General features: G+C 64.9%; 15 protein-coding genes and 2 tRNA genes. 5 read left to right on the top strand and 12 right to left on the bottom strand.

What is annotated here, in order from left to right; genetic code table 11:
* Window positions 1–19: 19 nt before the first annotated feature.
* From KWG56_RS02590 to KWG56_RS02565, 7 genes are all read right to left on the bottom strand, one after another.
* Entirely contained in the window at window positions 20–1,354 is a 1,335-nt protein-coding gene (locus KWG56_RS02590; protein ID WP_201100557.1) for a hemolysin family protein, read from the bottom strand.
* 95 nt (window positions 1,355–1,449) lie between these two features.
* The gene (locus tag KWG56_RS18875; protein WP_257903734.1) at window positions 1,450–1,584 is read right to left on the bottom strand and encodes a hypothetical protein; all 135 of its coding nucleotides are present in this window, start codon (window positions 1,582–1,584) and stop codon (window positions 1,450–1,452) included.
* 94 nt (window positions 1,585–1,678) lie between these two features.
* Window positions 1,679–3,244 carry a PAS domain-containing hybrid sensor histidine kinase/response regulator gene (locus tag KWG56_RS02585; RefSeq protein ID WP_219353621.1) on the bottom strand — a complete coding sequence of 522 codons (1,566 nt, stop codon included), beginning with the start codon at window positions 3,242–3,244 and terminating at the stop codon, window positions 1,679–1,681.
* Window positions 3,245–3,366: 122 nt separating this feature from the next.
* Complete coding sequence (locus KWG56_RS02580; RefSeq protein ID WP_219353620.1) at window positions 3,367–5,388, bottom strand: DUF3857 domain-containing protein; 2,022 nt, start codon at window positions 5,386–5,388, stop codon at window positions 3,367–3,369.
* Between the two features lie 217 nt (window positions 5,389–5,605).
* Window positions 5,606–6,796: an elongation factor Tu gene (gene tuf, locus KWG56_RS02575; RefSeq protein ID WP_201100531.1), complete on the bottom strand. Its 1,191-nt coding sequence runs from the start codon at window positions 6,794–6,796 to the stop codon at window positions 5,606–5,608.
* Window positions 6,797–6,848: 52 nt separating this feature from the next.
* A tRNA-Gly gene (locus KWG56_RS02570) sits at window positions 6,849–6,922 on the bottom strand.
* A gap of 81 nt (window positions 6,923–7,003) precedes the next feature.
* A tRNA-Tyr gene (locus KWG56_RS02565) sits at window positions 7,004–7,087 on the bottom strand.
* Window positions 7,088–7,235: 148 nt separating this feature from the next.
* Between KWG56_RS02565 and rlmB the strand changes: the two genes are divergently transcribed.
* From rlmB to KWG56_RS02550, 3 genes are read left to right on the top strand one after another with little or no spacing between them, the layout of a single operon-like run.
* Window positions 7,236–8,120 carry a 23S rRNA (guanosine(2251)-2'-O)-methyltransferase RlmB gene (rlmB, locus tag KWG56_RS02560; RefSeq protein ID WP_219353619.1) on the top strand — a complete coding sequence of 295 codons (885 nt, stop codon included), beginning with the start codon at window positions 7,236–7,238 and terminating at the stop codon, window positions 8,118–8,120.
* A gap of 31 nt (window positions 8,121–8,151) precedes the next feature.
* Window positions 8,152–8,976, top strand: coding sequence for a YjbE family putative metal transport protein (locus tag KWG56_RS02555; protein WP_244999609.1), 825 nt, complete (start codon window positions 8,152–8,154; stop codon window positions 8,974–8,976).
* Entirely contained in the window at window positions 8,973–9,317 is a 345-nt protein-coding gene (locus tag KWG56_RS02550) for a rhodanese-like domain-containing protein (RefSeq protein WP_201100561.1), read from the top strand. Before KWG56_RS02555 ends, KWG56_RS02550 begins: the two co-directional genes overlap by 4 nt.
* Before the next feature lie 94 nt (window positions 9,318–9,411).
* On the opposite strand, the gene metG is transcribed toward KWG56_RS02550, so the two are convergent.
* On the bottom strand, window positions 9,412–11,118 hold the full coding sequence (gene metG, locus KWG56_RS02545; protein ID WP_219353618.1) for a methionine--tRNA ligase: 1,707 nt from the start codon (window positions 11,116–11,118) through the stop codon (window positions 9,412–9,414).
* Window positions 11,119–11,349: 231 nt separating this feature from the next.
* Between metG and KWG56_RS02540 the strand changes: the two genes are divergently transcribed.
* Window positions 11,350–12,138, top strand: a complete 789-nt coding sequence (locus KWG56_RS02540; RefSeq protein WP_219353617.1) for an alpha/beta fold hydrolase — start codon at window positions 11,350–11,352, stop codon at window positions 12,136–12,138.
* A gap of 68 nt (window positions 12,139–12,206) precedes the next feature.
* Here KWG56_RS02540 and KWG56_RS02535 read toward each other — a convergent pair whose 3' ends face one another.
* Both KWG56_RS02535 and KWG56_RS02530 read right to left on the bottom strand, forming a co-directional pair.
* The gene (locus tag KWG56_RS02535) at window positions 12,207–13,562 is read right to left on the bottom strand and encodes an MATE family efflux transporter (protein ID WP_219353616.1); all 1,356 of its coding nucleotides are present in this window, start codon (window positions 13,560–13,562) and stop codon (window positions 12,207–12,209) included.
* Window positions 13,563–13,685: 123 nt separating this feature from the next.
* A complete protein-coding gene (locus KWG56_RS02530; protein WP_219353615.1) occupies window positions 13,686–15,101 on the bottom strand; it encodes an aldehyde dehydrogenase family protein in 1,416 nt (471 codons plus the stop codon).
* A gap of 105 nt (window positions 15,102–15,206) precedes the next feature.
* Here KWG56_RS02530 and KWG56_RS02525 point away from each other — a divergent pair, with 105 nt between their 5' ends.
* On the top strand, window positions 15,207–16,100 hold the full coding sequence (locus KWG56_RS02525; protein ID WP_219353614.1) for a LysR family transcriptional regulator: 894 nt from the start codon (window positions 15,207–15,209) through the stop codon (window positions 16,098–16,100).
* Window positions 16,101–16,106: 6 nt separating this feature from the next.
* On the opposite strand, the gene KWG56_RS02520 is transcribed toward KWG56_RS02525, so the two are convergent.
* On the bottom strand, window positions 16,107–16,505 hold the full coding sequence (locus tag KWG56_RS02520; RefSeq protein WP_219353613.1) for a DUF1489 family protein: 399 nt from the start codon (window positions 16,503–16,505) through the stop codon (window positions 16,107–16,109).
* 59 nt (window positions 16,506–16,564) lie between these two features.
* Entirely contained in the window at window positions 16,565–17,425 is an 861-nt protein-coding gene (locus tag KWG56_RS02515; RefSeq protein ID WP_219353612.1) for a DUF5694 domain-containing protein, read from the bottom strand.
* Window positions 17,426–17,434: the final 9 nt, after the last annotated feature.

Genomic DNA, 17,434 nt, shown 5'->3' with positions numbered 1-17,434 from the left:
GGCGTTCTGGCTTCATCCCCTACTCTTCTAGATGCGCCGCTATGGCGGCCTTCTCATCCTGGGCTTTCACCAGTTCCTTGAAGATCAATTTGTCGATGCGTCGATCGTCCATATCGACGACCTCGACTTCGAATCGGCCGACCTGAAGAATCTCGCCCTCATCCGGCACGCGCGAGATCTGATGCAGAATCAGTCCGGCGACCGTGTGGAAGCCTTCATGCTCGCCGAAGTCCTCGCCCAGGGTGTCGGCCAGGTCGTCCAGGTCCGTCTGGCCGTCCACCAGCCAGCTGCCGTCGGCGCGCTGGTGCATCCAGGCCTGTTCTTCGTCATGGCCTTCGTTGAAGTCGCCCGCGATCATCTCCAGCAGGTCCGTCGCGGTGACCACGCCTTCAAACGCCCCGAACTCGTCGACCAGGAAGGCCATGTGGACCTTCGATCCCTTCAGGATCTCCAGCGCCTTCAACACCGAGGTCGACTGCGGGATGAAGGCCGGCTCCTGCACCAGAGGCTCGACATCGAACCTGCCGTCGGTCAGCAGGGCGTCCAGCAGATCCTTCTTGTGGACCACGCCCAACGGATTATCGACGTCGCTCTCACGCGCCACAACGATGCGGGAATAGGGGCAGGTGCGGATTTCCTCGCGCAGCACTTCCTCGGGATCGTCCAGCGCAATCCAGAAGACGTCATGGCGCGGCGTCATGGCCACCCGCACGGGGCGGTCGCCCAGACGCAGGATCTCCTCGATCATCACCTGTTCTTCCGGCTCGATCAGACCCGCAGATGTGCCCTCGGCCAGAATCGTCGCCACCTCTTCCTGCGTCACGTCCGAACCGTCGCGGTCCTTGACGCCCAGCAGTTTCAGAATGCCCGAGGTCGAGGCCGTCAGCAGAATGACGAACGGCTTCAGCACGACCGCCAGGCTGGAGATCGGTCCCGCCATCTTGGACGCCACCGTCTCGGGGAAGATCAGCGCCAGGCGCTTGGGCACCAGTTCGCCGATGATCAGCGACACATAGGTGATGCACACGACCACCAGGGCGGTTGCGAAGAATTCGGTGTAGGCGGCCAGCGCGGGGAAGGCGTGCTCTAGAATCCGGTCCAGTTCGCCCGCTATGGTCGCCTGACCATAGGCGCCCGCCAGAATGCCGATCAGGGTGATGCCCACCTGAACCGCCGACAGGAATTGCGTGGGCTCTTCGGACAGTTTCAAGGCGGCCCGCGCGCCCCGATCCCCTCTTTCCGCCCTCGCCTGGAGCTTCGACCTCCGCGACGAGACGACCGCCAATTCGGTCATGGCGAACAGGCCGTTGAGCACCACAAGGAGCAGAACGACGGCAATAGCGATGAGTAACATCTAAGGGGTGTGGGGACCAACGCGGCGCGACAGACGGCGTCCGCAGAACAATATTAGGGCAGGAACGGGTTTTACGCCACGAATTCCTTTCGGCCTTACCCCGTGCGCCCCACCTCGACCGAGCCATAGGCGCCGGACACGGGGCGTCCGTTCGCATCATGCTGGCTGGCGCAGGCGCTCATGCCCAGCAGAGTGCCGATGAACAGGCCGATGTGAACCGCGCGGCGCATGGTTGCCAAATCCTTAACATTCGTCAGTGGAATGTAGGGACCTGTTCCCGGTTCCGCGCAATATCACTCGCGCAGAAAGCGACTTTTGTGGCCTTCAGACCGCTTCGGCCAGCGCAGCCTCGGACCGCGCCATGCCGGTCGACAGCCCATCCAGCAACGTCTGCAGCGTCACCGGCTTGACCACCAGTCCATCGCAGCCCGCCTCCGCCGCCATCCGATGATGCGCCTCGGTCGTATTGGCCGTCACCATCACGACCGGCGTGCGGCGGCGATGATGGGTCCGCTCCAGGGCGCGGATCGCCCGGGTCGCCGCGATCCCGTCCATGACCGGCATCTGCATGTCCATCAGCACCACATCGAACGCCTCGGCCTCAAACCGTTCGACGCCCTCGCGCCCGTCGTTAGCGATGGCGATCTGAGCGCCCAGCGGCTCCAGCAGGCAGCGCACCACCATCTGGTTCGGCACATTGTCCTCGACCACCAGCACCCTCAGCGCCTCGGCGTCTGCGGCCTCGACATCAACCACCTCCGGCGGTTCCGCCAGGACCCGCCGGACCGGCAGCCGCACCCGGAAGCTGCTGCCCTGCCCTCGGGTCGAATCCATCGCAATCTCGCCGCCCATCAGTTCAGCCAGCGTCTTGCAGATGGGCAGGCCCAGCCCCGTTCCGCCAAATCGGCGCGAAATCTCCTCGTGAACCTGCACAAAGGGCACGAACAGATCGGCGGCCAGCGTCTCGTCAAACCCGATGCCGGTGTCGCTGACGCTGATCGCCAGCGTCTCGCCCCCGTCTGCGTCACGCGTCACATCCATCTCGACCCTGACGGCGCCCGCATCAGTGAACTTCACCGCATTCGAGGCCAGGGTCTCCACGATCTGGGCCACGCGCGCGCCGTCCCCGACGAACCGCCCCTCGACACCCGCGCCCAGCGTCAGGTCGAACGCCAGCCCCTTGGCCTCAGCCGCCGTCCTGTGAGGCGCCATCGCGGCCTCGACAGCCTCATGCAGATCATAGGGGGCGGACCTCAGGCTGAACTGGCCCGAGCGCATTTTGGACAGGTCCAGCATGTCCTCCAGCTGGCGGCTCAGCGTCAGGCCCGACTGGCGAATGACCTCCAGCATCTCGGCCTGACGCGCCGTCAGATCCGTCTGCTCCAGCGCCGACGCCAGACCCAGCACGGCGTTCAGCGGCGTGCGGATTTCATGACTGATGTTGGCGTAGAACAGATCCCGCGCCGCGCTGGCCTGCTCGACCCGCACCTTGGCGATCTCCAGATCTTTCACCGCCTGGATATGGGCCGTCACCTCAAAGCGGATGGCGGTGTAGAACTCCGGCAGGCCGTTGGCGTCCATCGTCGGGATGATGGTCGTGTCGACCCAATAGTCTTCGCCGTTCCGGTTGCGGTTGCAGATGGTCCCGCGCCACACCCCGCCTGCCCCGACCACCTTGAACATGGCCTCAAAGAAGCTGCGCGGGTGATGGCCGCCGTTCACGACCCGGTGGGTCTTGCCGATCAACTCTTCCTGCGAATATCCGCTGACGTCGACAAACTTCTGATTGCAGTAAACAATCCGTCCGCCCCGATCCGTGATGGCGACAATCGCAGCCTGATCCAGCGCTGCAGACAATCGCGCGCGAGCCGGCCAGTCGACATCACTCATCACTCACCTCAAGCCACGCAGACAGGGGCCGATTCGGACAACCCGCTAAAGCCAAGCTTGTGGACGAACATAGTGAAAAAATTAAAAACACGCGTCTGAACGTCGCTCCTGAAGCTCGCGTCTCATGCGCCAGGCGCAGCCACCCGCAACAGAATCAACAGCAACACAATGGCGCCGACCACGGCCCAGCTACGCCATGTCGTCTGACCCTTGGCGTCACCCGTCAGTCTTCCCCGTCGCGTGTCCAGCACGAAGCTGATGCCATTATTAGCTCGCATTCGACGCTGGAAGGCGAAATAGCTCCTCACCTCAGAGGCGGCGACGATGCTGCGTTCGACATCGACCTCGACGATGTTTCGCCCACGCTTGGAGTCCAGCCACTCGAACTGGGAACGCCCTGTGACGCCCGGTCCGCTCAACGCCAGATTCCACGGCGTAATCTGCGGTTTTATCGGGAAGTTCAGCACCCGTTCGACGCGCACAATGCGCGGCGTGCCTATGTGAATCGGCTGCTCACGTCGCGGTCGCTCGCTGCCCACCAAGGTCGGTCCCACTACATCGTCCAGTGATTCGAACTTCACCCCTGCATCACCGCCCTCATTCACGGCGAACGGCTTGCTGACGCTGTAGTGTTCGATCAGCGCGATCTCGTTGGCTGCAGTGTCGTCGGCCCAGGTCAGCGGCTCCACCTCCGACACTTCGCCGTAGGTGCGCTCCAGGCCCTCCCGCATCCGTCGGCTGACGCTGGGAAAGCCCTCGTTCTCGCCCCAGCGACGCATGTCGTCGGCGCGCCAACTGCGATAGATGGTCCGCAGCTTCAGTTCCGCTGGATCGGCGGCGTTACGCCCGAACGTCCACTCCTCGAAGGTTTCGCATACGATCTGCCGCTCCACCTCCCTGATCTGCTCCAGACGCGCCTCAACCCGCAACGGCAGGGCCCACCCCGGCCGCGCCTGGGTCAGGCGGGACAGCCTGCCCGCCTGCGGCGCCATCGTCGGGTCCAGCCACCAGACTTTGCCCTCCGCCTCGGCCCGCACGACGCAGTGATCAAAGGCTGTTGCGTGCGGCATGGCCTCATTCAGCCCCGCCCCTGTCGCCGTATTCACCAGCGCCGGACACGCCTCCAGACCAAGGCGCTGCAGCACGACAGTCAGCAACCGCGACGCGTCCTTGCAGTCGCCGTACCGACTGTCCCAAATCTCCCTGATGGCGCGCGGCCTGAATCCGCCTGCCCCCATCCCGACGGAGTGATACCGCAACAGGCGCTGGACGAACCTCAGCGCCTCCGCCGCCCTCTCGCCTGCGGTGGCGAAACTTACGGCCAGTTGGTCGATCTCACCGGTCAGAGCCTGTGGCAGTTCTGCCGGGGCCAGATAATGATCTCGGAACAGGGCGGCGACCTCGTCCCATGACATCCGATCAGCGATATGGATCTCGGAATGAGCGATCCACCAGGCGGGAGTATCGTTGTCGTAGATCAGCGCCGGGATGTCTTGCTGACGCCAACGCCATTGCCGAACTCCGGCCTCCAGCGTCTCCTCCACAGACGGCGCAGCCCCGTGCGTCCGCCAGACCAGTGCGCGGTCTTGCGGCGCTCGCACACGGAAATCCGCCTCAATCAGATGAGCGGCCCATTGCAGTTGCTGGCGGCGGCTGAACCGTCCGCCCAATGCCGGATTAGCGCCGATGATGGAGAAAGCCGTCTCGACAATGTCGCCGACCCGGACATCCGGGATAATCATGTGGGCGGTCAGACGACCGTCGTACATTGCCCGTTCCAGGTTCAGTTCGCGTCGCAGCAGTTCGAACGCCGCCGGGCTGGCCGCCTCCCGCCGCTCTCCATCCCGAAGGACGCTGGCAGTGTGGATCACCAACCGCTCATGCGCCGGATCGAAGACGATCTCGAAACTGGCAGTGGGCTGCAGACCGTCACTGCCCGTGACCTGCTGCACCAACCGCGTCCGATACACCTGCGCCGGTTCGCTCAGATCAATCAGCGTCTCTGACAGGATGTAGCAGACGCCCCGCTCTGTCAGGGCGAAGGCGTCTCGCCCGCTCATGTCTATGTCGCGCGACGCAAACTCCATCGGCGCAGGCGCGAAACTCAGCTTCGCCTCGCCCGCACCTTCCCCCTCAAATGCCACCTGCAATCCCCCTGTAGGGTAACTATGGCGTGTTTTCATTCAAAGCAAAATGTCCTAAATCTGGCCGATGGCCAAACCGTTACGCCAGTCATTCCAGCGATCTATGCGGTGACGGGGACTTGCGGCTAGAACCCAGCCCCCACAGCAAAGCGGCCCCCGGATTTCTCCGGGAGCCGCTCTGTTACGCTACTGTTCGGCCCGGGGGCCGGATCTTCGATTACTCGACGATCTTGGCCACGACGCCGGCGCCGACGGTGCGGCCGCCTTCACGGATGGCGAAGCGCAGGCCCTGGTCCATCGCGATCGGCGTGATCAGCTCGACGTTCAGCTCGGCGTTGTCGCCCGGCATGATCATCTCAACGCCTTCCTTCAGCTGCACGATGCCGGTCACGTCCGTCGTGCGGAAGTAGAACTGCGGGCGGTAGTTCGTGAAGAACGGCGTGTGACGGCCGCCTTCTTCCTTGGTCAGGATGTAGGCTTCAGCCACGAACTTGGTGTGCGGCGTGATGGAGCCCGGCTTGCAAAGCACCTGGCCGCGCTCGACGTCTTCACGCTTGGTGCCGCGCAGCAGAACGCCGACGTTGTCACCCGCTTGACCTTGGTCCAGCAGCTTGCGGAACATTTCAACGCCCGTGCAGGTCGTCTTCTGGACCGGACGGATGCCGACGATCTCGACTTCTTCACCGACCTTGACGATGCCCTTCTCGACGCGGCCCGTGACCACGGTGCCGCGGCCCGAGATCGAGAACACGTCTTCCACCGGCATCAGGAACGGCAGGTCCACCGGACGTTCCGGCTGCGGGATATAGGCGTCGACCGTCTCCATCAGCTTGATGACTTGCTGTTCGCCGATTTCCGGGTTCACGCCGTCGGTTGCAGCCTTGGCCGAACCCTTGGTGACCGGAATGTCGTCGCCCGGGAACTGGTACGAGCTCAGCAGCTCGCGCACTTCCATCTCGACCAGCTCAAGCAGCTCTTCGTCGTCGACCAGGTCGACCTTGTTCATGAAGACAACCAGGGCCGGCACGCCGACCTGACGGGCCAGCAGGATGTGCTCGCGGGTCTGCGGCATCGGGCCGTCAGCGGCCGAAACCACCAGGATCGCGCCGTCCATCTGCGCCGCGCCCGTGATCATGTTCTTCACATAGTCGGCGTGGCCGGGGCAGTCGACGTGCGCATAGTGACGGTTGGCCGTCTCATATTCCACGTGCGACGTGTTGATCGTGATGCCGCGGGCCTTTTCTTCCGGCGCAGCGTCGATGTCGGCGTAGTTCATCGCCTTGCCGCCGCCGGCCTTCGCCAGCGTCATCGTGATCGCAGCCGTCAGCGTCGTCTTGCCGTGGTCAACGTGGCCGATCGTGCCGATGTTGCAGTGCGGCTTCGTGCGTTCGAACTTTTCCTTGGCCATGGCCAAACTCCTGATGGCCCGGGTTGAGGGGCGCGATGCTGATCTAAAAACCTGGAGCGGGTAGACGGGATCGAACCGACATCCTCAGCTTGGAAGGCTGCTGCACTACCATTGTGCTATACCCGCGCGGAGACTGCGGAAGTTCCGGGGAACGCCGCAGCCGATACCTCTCCGGCGCCGTGATCCGTCGTGTTCTTCAAAGGCGCGTGGTGGGGGAAGAAGGACTCGAACCTTCGAAGCTTTCGCAGGGGATTTACAGTCCCCCCCCTTTGCCACTCGGGACATTCCCCCAGCGCGCCTTGTTGAACCGCCGGACCCTTGATCCACCCCTAAAATAAGCGGGATGAAACAAAAGCCTTCGGCTTGTCGCCTCCTCTGCAGTAGAGGGGGCGCCCAGACCCGAAAGCCCGTGGGGCTCCAAATCGGAGGGCGTCTTATAGTGTCGTCGAAATCAGAACGCAACGACCGTAAAAGCGGTAAAAAACAATCTTTCACAGGGAGGATATCCGCCCCTCGCGAAAGGGGCGAAAAGCCCGCCACTCAAGGGTTTCAGGGGCGTGCCGACACGCCCCGCCCGCCCCGTTCAGGGGATCGCGGTAGGGCGGACGCCGATAATTTTCTTTGGGGCCGCCATCCGGTTCTAGCCGCTTTGGCGAATCCCGCCCGTCGCGGGACAGGTCGTCTTCTGGCCACGCCCGAGCGCGCCACCGAGATCGAGGACGGCAAACTGGCGCACGGCCACAAGATCGAGACCGTCGATATCCAGACCTTGACCCGGATTTTGCCTGCCGGCGCCGTCCATCAGGGCCTGGCGTTCAAGGTCCAGCCGCTGGAAGGCGTGTCGCTGGAAGATCTGGCCGAACCAGCTGAAGGCGTCATCGTCATGCTGGACCAGCTGACTGACCCCCAGAACGTCGGCGCCATCTTCCGCTCCGCCCTGGCCTTCGGCGCACGGGGAATCATCGTGCAGGACCGTCACGCTCCGGCGCTGGCGGGCGCCCTGGCCAAGGCCGCCGTCGGCGCGACCGAACGCCTGCCCCATGCGCGGGTGACGAATCTGTCGCGCGCGCTAGAGCGTCTGGCCGATCTGGGTTGGCGCGCCGTCGGTCTGGACGGGTCGGGCGAGCAGACGCTGGAGCAGGCGCTGGACCGCCAGCCCACCGTTCTGGTCATGGGGTCCGAGGGCGACGGCATCCGTCGTCTGGTGGCCGAGCACTGCGATGTGCTGGCAAAAATCCCCATGCCGGGCGGATTCGAGAGCCTGAACGTCTCCAACGCCGCCGCCGTGGCCCTGTATGAGGCGGCCCGCGCGCAACGCAGCTGACAGAACGCCGCACCGGGCGTAGAGAGCGGTCATGGATTTCCTCTCCTCTCCCGAACTCGCCAGCCAGGCCACGGCCCTGGGCCAGGTCGTCCTGATGGATCTGGTCCTGGCGGGCGACAACGCCGTCGCCGTGGGCCTGGCCGCTGCCGCTCTGCCCCAGGACCAGCGCAAGAAGGCGATTCTGATCGGCCTGGCCGCCGCCGTGGTCATGCGAATCGGGTTCGCCCTGATCACCGTCCAGCTTCTGGCCCTTGTCGGCCTGCTGCTGGCGGGCGGCCTGCTGCTGCTGTGGGTCTGCTGGAAGATGTGGCGCGAGCTGCGCGAACAGGCCACCCACGATCAGGCCGAGGCGGAGGCCGAGCTTCAGCTGGCGCTCAGCATCGAACACGGCACCGGCCCCTCGCCCGAGGAGCTGGGCGTGAAGCGCAAATCCTTCGGCGCCGCCCTGCTCCAGATCATGATCGCCGACATCACCATGTCGCTGGACAATGTGCTGGCCGTCGCGGGCGCCGCACACGAACACCCGTGGATCATGGTCTTCGGCCTGGTTCTGTCCATCGGCCTGATGGGCGTCGCCGCCACCTACATCGCCAAGCTGCTGCATCGCTTCAACTGGATCGGCTACATCGGCCTGATCGTGGTCCTGTATGTGGCCCTGCACATGATATGGGACGGCGCGCGTCAGGTGATCGTCCGCACAGGCCATATGGAGCAGTTCAACGCCGCCGCCCCGGCCTTCCTCGACATCAGCCCTGAAGAAGCCGCCAAGCACATGCGTCACAAGGGGGCGTCGCCTGATTCGGCCCCGCCGCCCGTCGACCTGCCCCCGCCCCCCGCACCGGAGCCCACCGCATGACCGTCGCCACCGTCACCGCCGAAGAAGCCGCCGCCTGGCTGCAGTCGAATCAAGCCGTGCTGATCGATGTGCGTGAACCCGACGAATATGTAGCCGCCCACATCGACGGCGCGGTCCTGGCGCCGCTCAGCCAGATGCCCGCCGCCTGGGAAGCGTTGGACCTGCCCGCCGACAAGAAGATCATCGTCATGTGCCTGAAGGGCGGCCGCAGCCATCAGGTCTGCGCCTTCGTCGGCCCAACGGCGACGGCCGGTCAGCCCCTGTTCAACCTGACCGGCGGCATCCAGGCCTGGCACGCCGCCGGCCTGCCCATCATCTTCGCCGAAGAAACCGGGGCCTGAACACCGCTCCGACAATCCGGGCCTGAAACGCAAAAGGGGCGCAGTCTGGCGGACCAGACTGCGCCCCTCGCAATTCAGGCGGTCAGTCCGCCGATCAGTTATCCGCGCCGCCGAAGCGTTCGGACCATTCCGCCACCTGGGCGTCCTCGATCTTGGTGAACAGCACGCCCTGCGGCGCGACCTTCTGGCCGACCGTCAGCGTGTTCAGCAGGTCGGCGTCGGCGACGGGCCAGCTTAGGTCCGTCTCTCCGACAGAGGCCGCAATGGTCGGGGCGGTGAACGGCAGGATCGGCGCCGCCAGACGCGCGAACAGGGCCACCAGATTCAGGCCGGTGCGCACGCCGACCGCCGCCCGATCGCGGTCGGTCTTCAGCGCAGTCCACGGCGCGGCTTCCTGCAGGTATTCATTGCCCAACACCCAGGCGGCGCGCACGGCGGCCGCGGCCTTGCGGAACTCCATCGCCTCGAACTGTTCGGTCGCCTCGGCCAGGGCCGCACGCAGGTCGGCCTCCAGCTTGGCTTCCAGCGGCCCGGCCTCGCCCCCTTCCGGCACGACGCCGTCGAACTTGGATTCGGCGAACTTGACGATGCGGTTGACGAAATTGCCCAGCACGTCGGCCAGGTCCTTGTTGATCGCCCCCTGGAACTGCTCCCAGGTGAAGGCCGCGTCCGAATGCTCGGGACCATAGGCCGTCAGATACCAGCGCCAGTAATCGGCGGGCAGCAGTTCCAACGCCTGATCCATGAAGACCCCGCGCTTCATCGAGGTCGAGAACTTGCCGCCGTACCAGTTCAGCCAGTTGAAGGCCTTGATCTGGTCGACCGTCTTCCACGGCTCCTTGGAGCCCAGAATGGTGGCGGGGAAGCTGACCGAGTGGAAGGCCACATTGTCCTTGCCCATGACCTCGACATAGCGGACGTCCTCAGCGCCCTTGTCCAGCCGCCACCAGGATTCCCAGTCGCCGCCGTTAGCCTGGGCCCATTCTTCGGTGGCGCCGATATATTCGATGGGGGCGTCGAACCAGACATAGAAGACCTTGCCCTCCATGCCCGGACGGGGCCCGCCGTCAGGGCCGACCACCGGCACGCCCCACGACAGGTCGCGGGTGATGCCCCGGTCGATCAGACCCTCTTCCAGATGCTTGTGGGCGATGGACTTGGCCAGGGTCTGCCAGTCCGTGCGGCTGTTCACCCAGGCGCGGATTTCCGGCTCGATCTTGGTCTGCAGCAGATAAAGGTGGCGCGTGTCGCGCACCTCCAGGTTCCGCGAGCCCGATACTGACGAATAGGGATTCAGCAGGTCGGTCGGGTCCAGCAGACGCCCGCAGTTGTCGCACTGGTCGCCCCGCGCCTTCTCATACCCGCAGTGCGGGCAGGTTCCCTCAACATAGCGGTCGGGCAGGAAGCGGGCGTCGTCGATCGAATAGATCATCCGATCGACCCGTTCCTCGATCAGGCCGTTCTGCTCCAGAATCTTGGCGAAATGCTGGGTCAGACGCTTGTTCGGCTCATTCGACGACCGTCCGAAATGGTCAAAGCTCAGGCCGAACGCCTCGGCGGCCTTCTTCTGGACCTCATGCTGTTCGTCGCAATAGGTGCGCACGTCCTGACCGGCGGCGGCGGCGGCCAGCTCGGCCGGGGTGCCATGCTCGTCCGTCGCACAGATGAACAGGACCTCGGTCCCCTGCCCGCGCTTGAACCGCGCCCAGACGTCGGCGGGCAACATCGACCCGGCCAGATTCCCAAGGTGCTTGATGCCGTTGATGTAGGGCAGCGCCGAGGTGATGAGGATGCGGGCCATGGTCGTCCAGTCGTTCGGGGAAGCCGTCGGATATAGTGCGACGAATCCGAAACGTCACCTTTGACGTGCCGAGGGCTAGCATGAGGTCTGCTTTCTCAGTTCGAGACCGAATATCGTTTGCACGCCATTTTATCCGGCGAGCGATAGTCTCGAGAAAAACAGGCCCAAAACGTTCTCGCCACTGCCCTGTCAATTTCCCTTTCTAGGGAGGCAAAAACGAAAGGACAATTCGTGCACAGACACAGTTTTGAACACGACGGCATAGTTTTCTCCTTCCTGGATGCAGGAGGAAGTGGAAGCCCCCTGATCGCCCTTCATGGGCACTGGATGGGCGCGTCGGATTTCAATTCTCTTGCGGCGATTCTGGCCCCCACTTGGCGTCTGATCGCACTCGATCAGCGCGGGTTTGGTGAAACCGATCATGGGGCCGAGCACAACATGGCGGCCTACGTCAGTGACGTTGTCGCCCTGCTCGACCATCTCTCCCTTGTCGGGCCGGTTCCAATTCTGGGCCATTCCTTCGGCGGCGTTGTGGCATACCATCTCGCAGCGGCCCGCCCCGATTTGGTGTCCTCGATCATAATTGAAGACATCGGCGTCAATATTCAGGACGATTCCTCGCCCTTCGTCGCGAACTGGTCGGGCGTCTACCGCCTTCGCGAAGACCTGGAAAGGCAAGTTGGACCTCGCCTTGCCCCCTATCTGCAACAATCCATTCGCAGAGTCGCAGGTGGCTGGAGCCTCAATTTCGAGCCGACGGAGTTCTTGGCGTCAGAACAGGCTACGAACGGCGACCATTGGAATATTTGGCTCCAAAGTCGTTGTCCTGCGCTTGTCATATCCGGAAGTGAAAGCCGTGTCTCCAACACCGACGAGCTACGAGCCATGACCGAACGGCGAGAAAACGCCGCCTTCTCGCAACTGGCCGCCGGGCACTCAGTCCACATCGACGCCCCTGCGGATTTCGCGGCAGTTGTCAGGCGATTTCTAGAGACCTGGGATCAGAAGCGCGCTTCATAAAAGGCCGTTGTCGAGCTTTCCAGCAGGCACGGCCGCGCCTCTCCATCAGGAAGTCGGAGCGCTCCCCCTCACCCCGCCGTCTTCACCATCGGCGCCCGCCGCGCAACGCGCAGGAATCGTCCTGTCAGCAGCACGCCGGAGATCAGGCTGGCGACGATCACTGACCAGACCAGGCCATCGACGCCCATCCGGTGCGCCAGCCACCAGCCCAGCGGGATCATGATGATGCCATAGGACAGCAGGTGCATCAGCGTGGGCCAGACGACGTCGCCCGCCGCGCGGTTGGCCTGGGCGGCCACCACCTGCTGGGCGTCGGCGACGAAGAACAGGGTGGCCAGGACCAGAGCGGGCGCAGCGATGGCCAGAATGGCGGGGTCGGTCGTATAGGCGCTGACCACCGGCCGCGCGGCCAGCCACAGGCCGACGGCGATGATGAAGGCCAGAACCGTCACCACCCCGATGCCCAACAGGCCGCTTCGCATCACACCCGCCCTGTCACCTGCGCCATAGGCCCGCCCGACCAGCACCGCCGTCGCGGACGACAGGCCCATCGGCACCATGAAGACGATGGCGGACACATTGATGACCACGGCCCAGCTGGCCGTCTCGGCCGCGCCCAGCTGTCCGGCGAACAGGGTCATGGCCGCAAAGGCGCCGACCTCGATGAAGTTCGACGATCCCGCGCCGATGCCGACGCGGATCTGTTCGACCTCGACCGAGCGGTCGCGCTTAGGCTTGGCGAACAGGCCCCAGGCCCGCGCCTCCGGCAGGCGCAGAATGAAGATGACCAGGAAGATCGCCAGCGCCGTCCGCGCTCCGAACGTCGCCCAGGCCGAGGCCATGGCGCCATGCAGGCCGATGCCCAGCATGTCCGGCACCAGCACGATGTTCAGCGCCAGGTTGACCGCATTGGCCACCCACATGGCGACCATGCCCGCCTTGGGCCTGTGCAGGCCCTCTAGGAAGAACTGGGCCGCCACCGAAATCAGATAAGCCGGCATCGACAGGGCGAAGACCATCAGCACCGGCGAGGCGCCCTCGCCCAGCCCGTCCTCCAGCCCCATGTGCATCAGGCCGAACGGCCCCAGCAGCATCAGGCCGATCATGGAAATAATCCCGATCTGCAGCGCATAGACCATGCCCCGGCGCAGGACGGCGCCGACCTCGTCGCCGCGCCCCTCGCCTCTCAGACGGGCGGTCATGACCTGCACCCCCATCATCAGCCCGACCGCCGTGGTCAGCACCACCGACGACGGCGCCCAGGCCAGAGAGTGAAACGCCAGTTCGCGGCTGGCGTAGTGCCCCACCACAATGGCGTCGGTCAGGCCCATGGTCATGATGCCCAGCCGCGCCAGAACCACCGGCCAGGCCAGAGTGGTCAGTTCTTTAAGCGTGGATCGGGTGGGAGCGCTGAGACGAAACATGGGACGCGGCACAGGCCACGGGCGAACGCCGGGGTCAACACCCAATCGGATTGTGGTCTTTCGACAGACGAACGCCCGCCCGCATCGCTGCGGACGGGCGCATCGCGGCCGATTGATCCGTGATCAGACCAGAACCGCCTTGGGCTCCAGATAGGCCAGCAGCCCGGCGACACCGTTCTCGCGCCCGATGCCCGACTGTTTGAAGCCGCCGAACGGGGCCTGCGGCTCATGCGGGGCGCCGTTGATGATCACCCGCCCGGCCTCCAGTTGCGCCGCGACCCGCCGCGCCCGGTCCGTGTCGGACGACAGCACATAGGACTGCAGACCGTAGTGGGTGTCATTGGCGATGGCGACGGCCTCGTCTTCGGTCCCATAGGTGATGATGCTCAACACCGGGCCGAAGATCTCCTCGCGCGCGATCCGCATGTCGTTGGTCACGTCGGAGAAGACGGTGGGGCGCACGAACCAGCCGACGTCCTGACCCTCGGGCCGTCCTTCGCCGCCGACCAGCAGGGTCGCGCCCTCTTCCTGGCCCAGCTTCAGATAGGACTGCACCCGGTCCCATTGCTTGCGGCTGACCATCGGGCCGACCGAGACCTCCGGGTCATGCGGATCGCCCGCCTTCACCGCCGCGACGGCGGCCTTGATCTTCTCCAACGCCTCGGCCTTGCGGCTTTCGGGGACCAGAATGCGTGTGCCCGCCACGCAGGCCTGGCCGCTGTTCAGGAAGCCCGAACCCACGATCGCGGGCATGACCGCGTCCAGATCGGCGTCATCCAGAATGATCTGCGGCCCCTTGCCGCCCAGCTCCAGCGTGACCCGCTTCATCGTCTCGGCGGCGGCGCGCAGGATCGACTTGCCCACGGCGGTCGAGCCGGTGAAGGTCACCTTGGCCACATCGGGGTTCGACGTGAACTCGGCGCCCACAACGTCGCCGCGTCCGGTGACGATGTTGAACAGACCCTTGGGCGCGCCGACCTCGTGCAGAGCCTCCATCACCACCTGGGTCTGGATGGCGCTCATCTCACTGGGCTTGATGACGATGGTGCAGCCTGCGGCCAGGGCCATCGACATCTTGGCGGTGATGAAGCTGGCGTTGCTGTTCCACGGGGTGATGCCCGCCACCACGCCCAGAGGCGTCATCCGCACCTCGGCATGGCCGATGACCTGATCGAAGTCGTAGGATTGCAGCGCCTCTGCGGCTTCCAGGAAGTTGGTCGCGGCCATGTCGGCCATCCAGTCGACCCGGCCCTTGGGCGCGCCATATTCCTCGACAATGGCGGCGATCAGGTCGTCGCGACGGGCGGCGACGGCGGCGTGGAACCGGCGCAGCAGGGCGATCCGCTCCGCCTTCGTCGTGCGCGACCACGCCGGCAGGGCGCGTTTCGCCGCCGCCACAGCCGCCCGCGCATCCCCGGCGTCGCCCAGACGCACCGTGCCGATCACGGCCTCGGTCGAGGGATTGAACAGTTCGAACCGCTCTTCACCGTGCGGGGTGACGAAGGCGCCGTCGATATAGACCTGATTGATGTCGCGCATGGTTGCTCTCCTTGTTGGAGCCGATGTTGGAGCCGGGATGTAGCGCCGCGCCATTGCCTGTATAAGCAACCAAAACCGACACGAACTGTCCCGGAAATCCGAACAATGAACCGCAGCGGCCTGATCGAACTGGAAGCCGTGGTCGCCGTGGCCCGACGCGGCGGCTTCCGCGCCGCCGCGCGTGATCTGGGCATGTCGTCATCGGCCCTCAGCCACGCGGTCGGGGCGCTGGAGGCGCGGCTGGGCGTGCGCCTGTTCGACCGCACCACCCGCAGCGTGGCCCTGTCGGCGGCGGGCGAACAGTTCGTGGCCCAGGTCAGCCCGGCCCTGGCCCAGATCCACACCGCCATCGAAGACGTGGACCAGCACCGCGACCGCCCCTCCGGCACCCTGCGGCTGAACACCTCGCTCGGCGCCGCGCGCATGGTATTCGAGCCGCTGATCCTGGAATATCTGCGCCGCTATCCCGAGATGAAGGTCGAACTGGTTACCGAAAGCCGGTTCATCGACCTGGTCGAAGACGGATTCGACGCCGGTTTCCGCCTGCAGGAAAGCCTGCCCGCCGACATGGTGGCCATTCCCTTCAGCCGCACCATCCGCTCCATCGTCGTCGGCGCGCCGGCCTATTTCGAAGGGCGCGAGCGCCCGCGCGTCCCCTACGACCTGCTGAGCCACGACTGCATCCGCATGCGGATGGCGTCAGGAGCGATCTATCACTGGGAGTTCGAGAAACGCGGCGAGGCGATCGAGATCGACGTCCCCGGCCCGCTGGTTCTGGACGAAATGTCGTTGATGCACGAGGCCGTGCTGGCGGGCGTCGGCCTGTTGCTGATCGCGGAACAGACGGTCGCCGATGATCTGGCCGCCGGGCGTCTTATTCAGGTGTTGGACGACTGGACCCCGGCCTATCCGGGCCTTAGCCTATATTACCCCGGCCGCCGCCACGCCCCGGCGAAACTGCGCGCCTTCATCGATCTGGTGCGCGAAAAGGCCTGCTGACCGCTCTCACCAGGCGCCCAGTTCGCGCAGTTGCCGCACCAGTTCGTCCGGTGCCTCGCCCGCATCCAGGGTATCGATGTCGGCGGGCACGTCCTTGGGCTCGAAATAGCGCCAGCCCTGAAACGGCCTGCGCGCCATCGGGGCGGTGCGGATCACCCTGGGCTCCAGCGTGATCTCGCAGCGGCTTTCCTTGCCCTCGCCCAGGGTCGTGATGTCCACAATGGGCTGGCGGCAGGCGATGCTGCCCTTGATCACCCAATACAGCGACCCGCCATCCTCGATCTCGGCCGCCCGCTTGGGCGTCATCCGGGTGTGAACCACCAGAGGCTGGCCGCTGGCGGCCCGTGTCTCCAGCCATTCGACATCGGACACCCCGACGCAAAGCTTGATCATGTGAAGCGACATGGCGCCCACCTAGTCACCCCGCCCCGGAATGACCAGACCCGTCGTCTCATGACGCCCCTCTACGGCGCAGGATTCAGATACGGCACGGCTTCGACCAGTTGGTAGCCCGGCGTGTTCTGCACGAAGTGGCGCAGCCAGTAGCCGTGTCCCGCACCGAACACGACCACGATCCGATCGCCTGGCCGCGCCACGGCCATCAGCTTGGTGAAGATCTTGGCGTTGCGCTCATACCAGCCCGCGTTCAGCTCGGCGCCCGGTTGCTCCGCCCCGTCACCGAACTTCAACAGGCCGTAGTAGATGTCCATGTTGCCGCTGATCGGATGATCCGGGCTGCTGTCCTCGGCCAGCAGCTGACCCAGGGTTTCATGCTTCTGGCGCTCCGACAGTTCGGCGGCATAGGCGGCGACTGGGGCGTTCAGGGTCGCGAACTCCGCTTCCCGGTGACGGGCTGTGAACCAGGCCTGCACCTTTTCGAACGGGAAATAATCTCGCCCGCCTTCCTCCGGCTGTTCATCAATGGCGTAAACGCGGCTCAACCCCTCCAGGTTCGCCAGCCGATAGCCGATCTGATAACGCTCGTCGGCGTGGGTCAGCAGCATTGACGGCTGGAACGAGGGGTAGACCTGATCCAGCAGGGTCGTCTTGTCCGCCGCCACACGCTCCAGCGCCACCGCCGTCGGGCGAAACCGCCGCAGTCCTTCAGCCACCGCCTCCAGTTCCGCCTGCTTCTGCGGCGTCGTCACAGGATCAACGACAACGTTGTTCAGGTCCTGTCCCGGATTGTCGAAATGGAACGCCCCCACGATCATGACCTGAACCGGCTCCGGCGCGGCGCTGGGCGGCGCCGACTGCGCCGATGCGGCGACGGGGGCGAAACAGGCCACGGCGAGGGCCGAGGCGGCTACAAGGATTCTGAACACAGGCTTCTC

The sequence above is a fragment of the Brevundimonas nasdae genome (assembly GCF_019395145.1).
GTDB classification, from domain to species: domain Bacteria; phylum Pseudomonadota; class Alphaproteobacteria; order Caulobacterales; family Caulobacteraceae; genus Brevundimonas; species Brevundimonas nasdae.
The sequence above is the reverse complement of the archived record's forward strand: the minus strand, read 5'-3'. Positions and strand labels throughout refer to the sequence as shown.

Excerpts from the sequence above, each read along its gene's own strand:
- KWG56_RS02590 (WP_201100557.1), bottom strand. The coding sequence starts at position 1,354 with ATGTTACTCATCGCTATTGCCGTCGTTCTGCTCCTTGTGGTGCTCAAC.
- KWG56_RS18875 (WP_257903734.1), bottom strand. The coding sequence starts at position 1,584 with ATGCGCCGCGCGGTTCACATCGGCCTGTTCATCGGCACTCTGCTGGGC.
- KWG56_RS02585 (WP_219353621.1), bottom strand. The coding sequence starts at position 3,244 with ATGAGTGATGTCGACTGGCCGGCTCGCGCGCGATTGTCTGCAGCGCTG.
- tuf (WP_201100531.1), bottom strand. The coding sequence starts at position 6,796 with ATGGCCAAGGAAAAGTTCGAACGCACGAAGCCGCACTGCAACATCGGC.
- KWG56_RS02555 (WP_244999609.1), top strand. The coding sequence starts at position 8,152 with ATGGATTTCCTCTCCTCTCCCGAACTCGCCAGCCAGGCCACGGCCCTG.
- KWG56_RS02550 (WP_201100561.1), top strand. The coding sequence starts at position 8,973 with ATGACCGTCGCCACCGTCACCGCCGAAGAAGCCGCCGCCTGGCTGCAG.
- metG (WP_219353618.1), bottom strand. The coding sequence starts at position 11,118 with ATGGCCCGCATCCTCATCACCTCGGCGCTGCCCTACATCAACGGCATC.
- KWG56_RS02535 (WP_219353616.1), bottom strand. The coding sequence starts at position 13,562 with ATGTTTCGTCTCAGCGCTCCCACCCGATCCACGCTTAAAGAACTGACC.
- KWG56_RS02530 (WP_219353615.1), bottom strand. The coding sequence starts at position 15,101 with ATGCGCGACATCAATCAGGTCTATATCGACGGCGCCTTCGTCACCCCG.
- KWG56_RS02525 (WP_219353614.1), top strand. The coding sequence starts at position 15,207 with ATGAACCGCAGCGGCCTGATCGAACTGGAAGCCGTGGTCGCCGTGGCC.
- KWG56_RS02520 (WP_219353613.1), bottom strand. The coding sequence starts at position 16,505 with ATGTCGCTTCACATGATCAAGCTTTGCGTCGGGGTGTCCGATGTCGAA.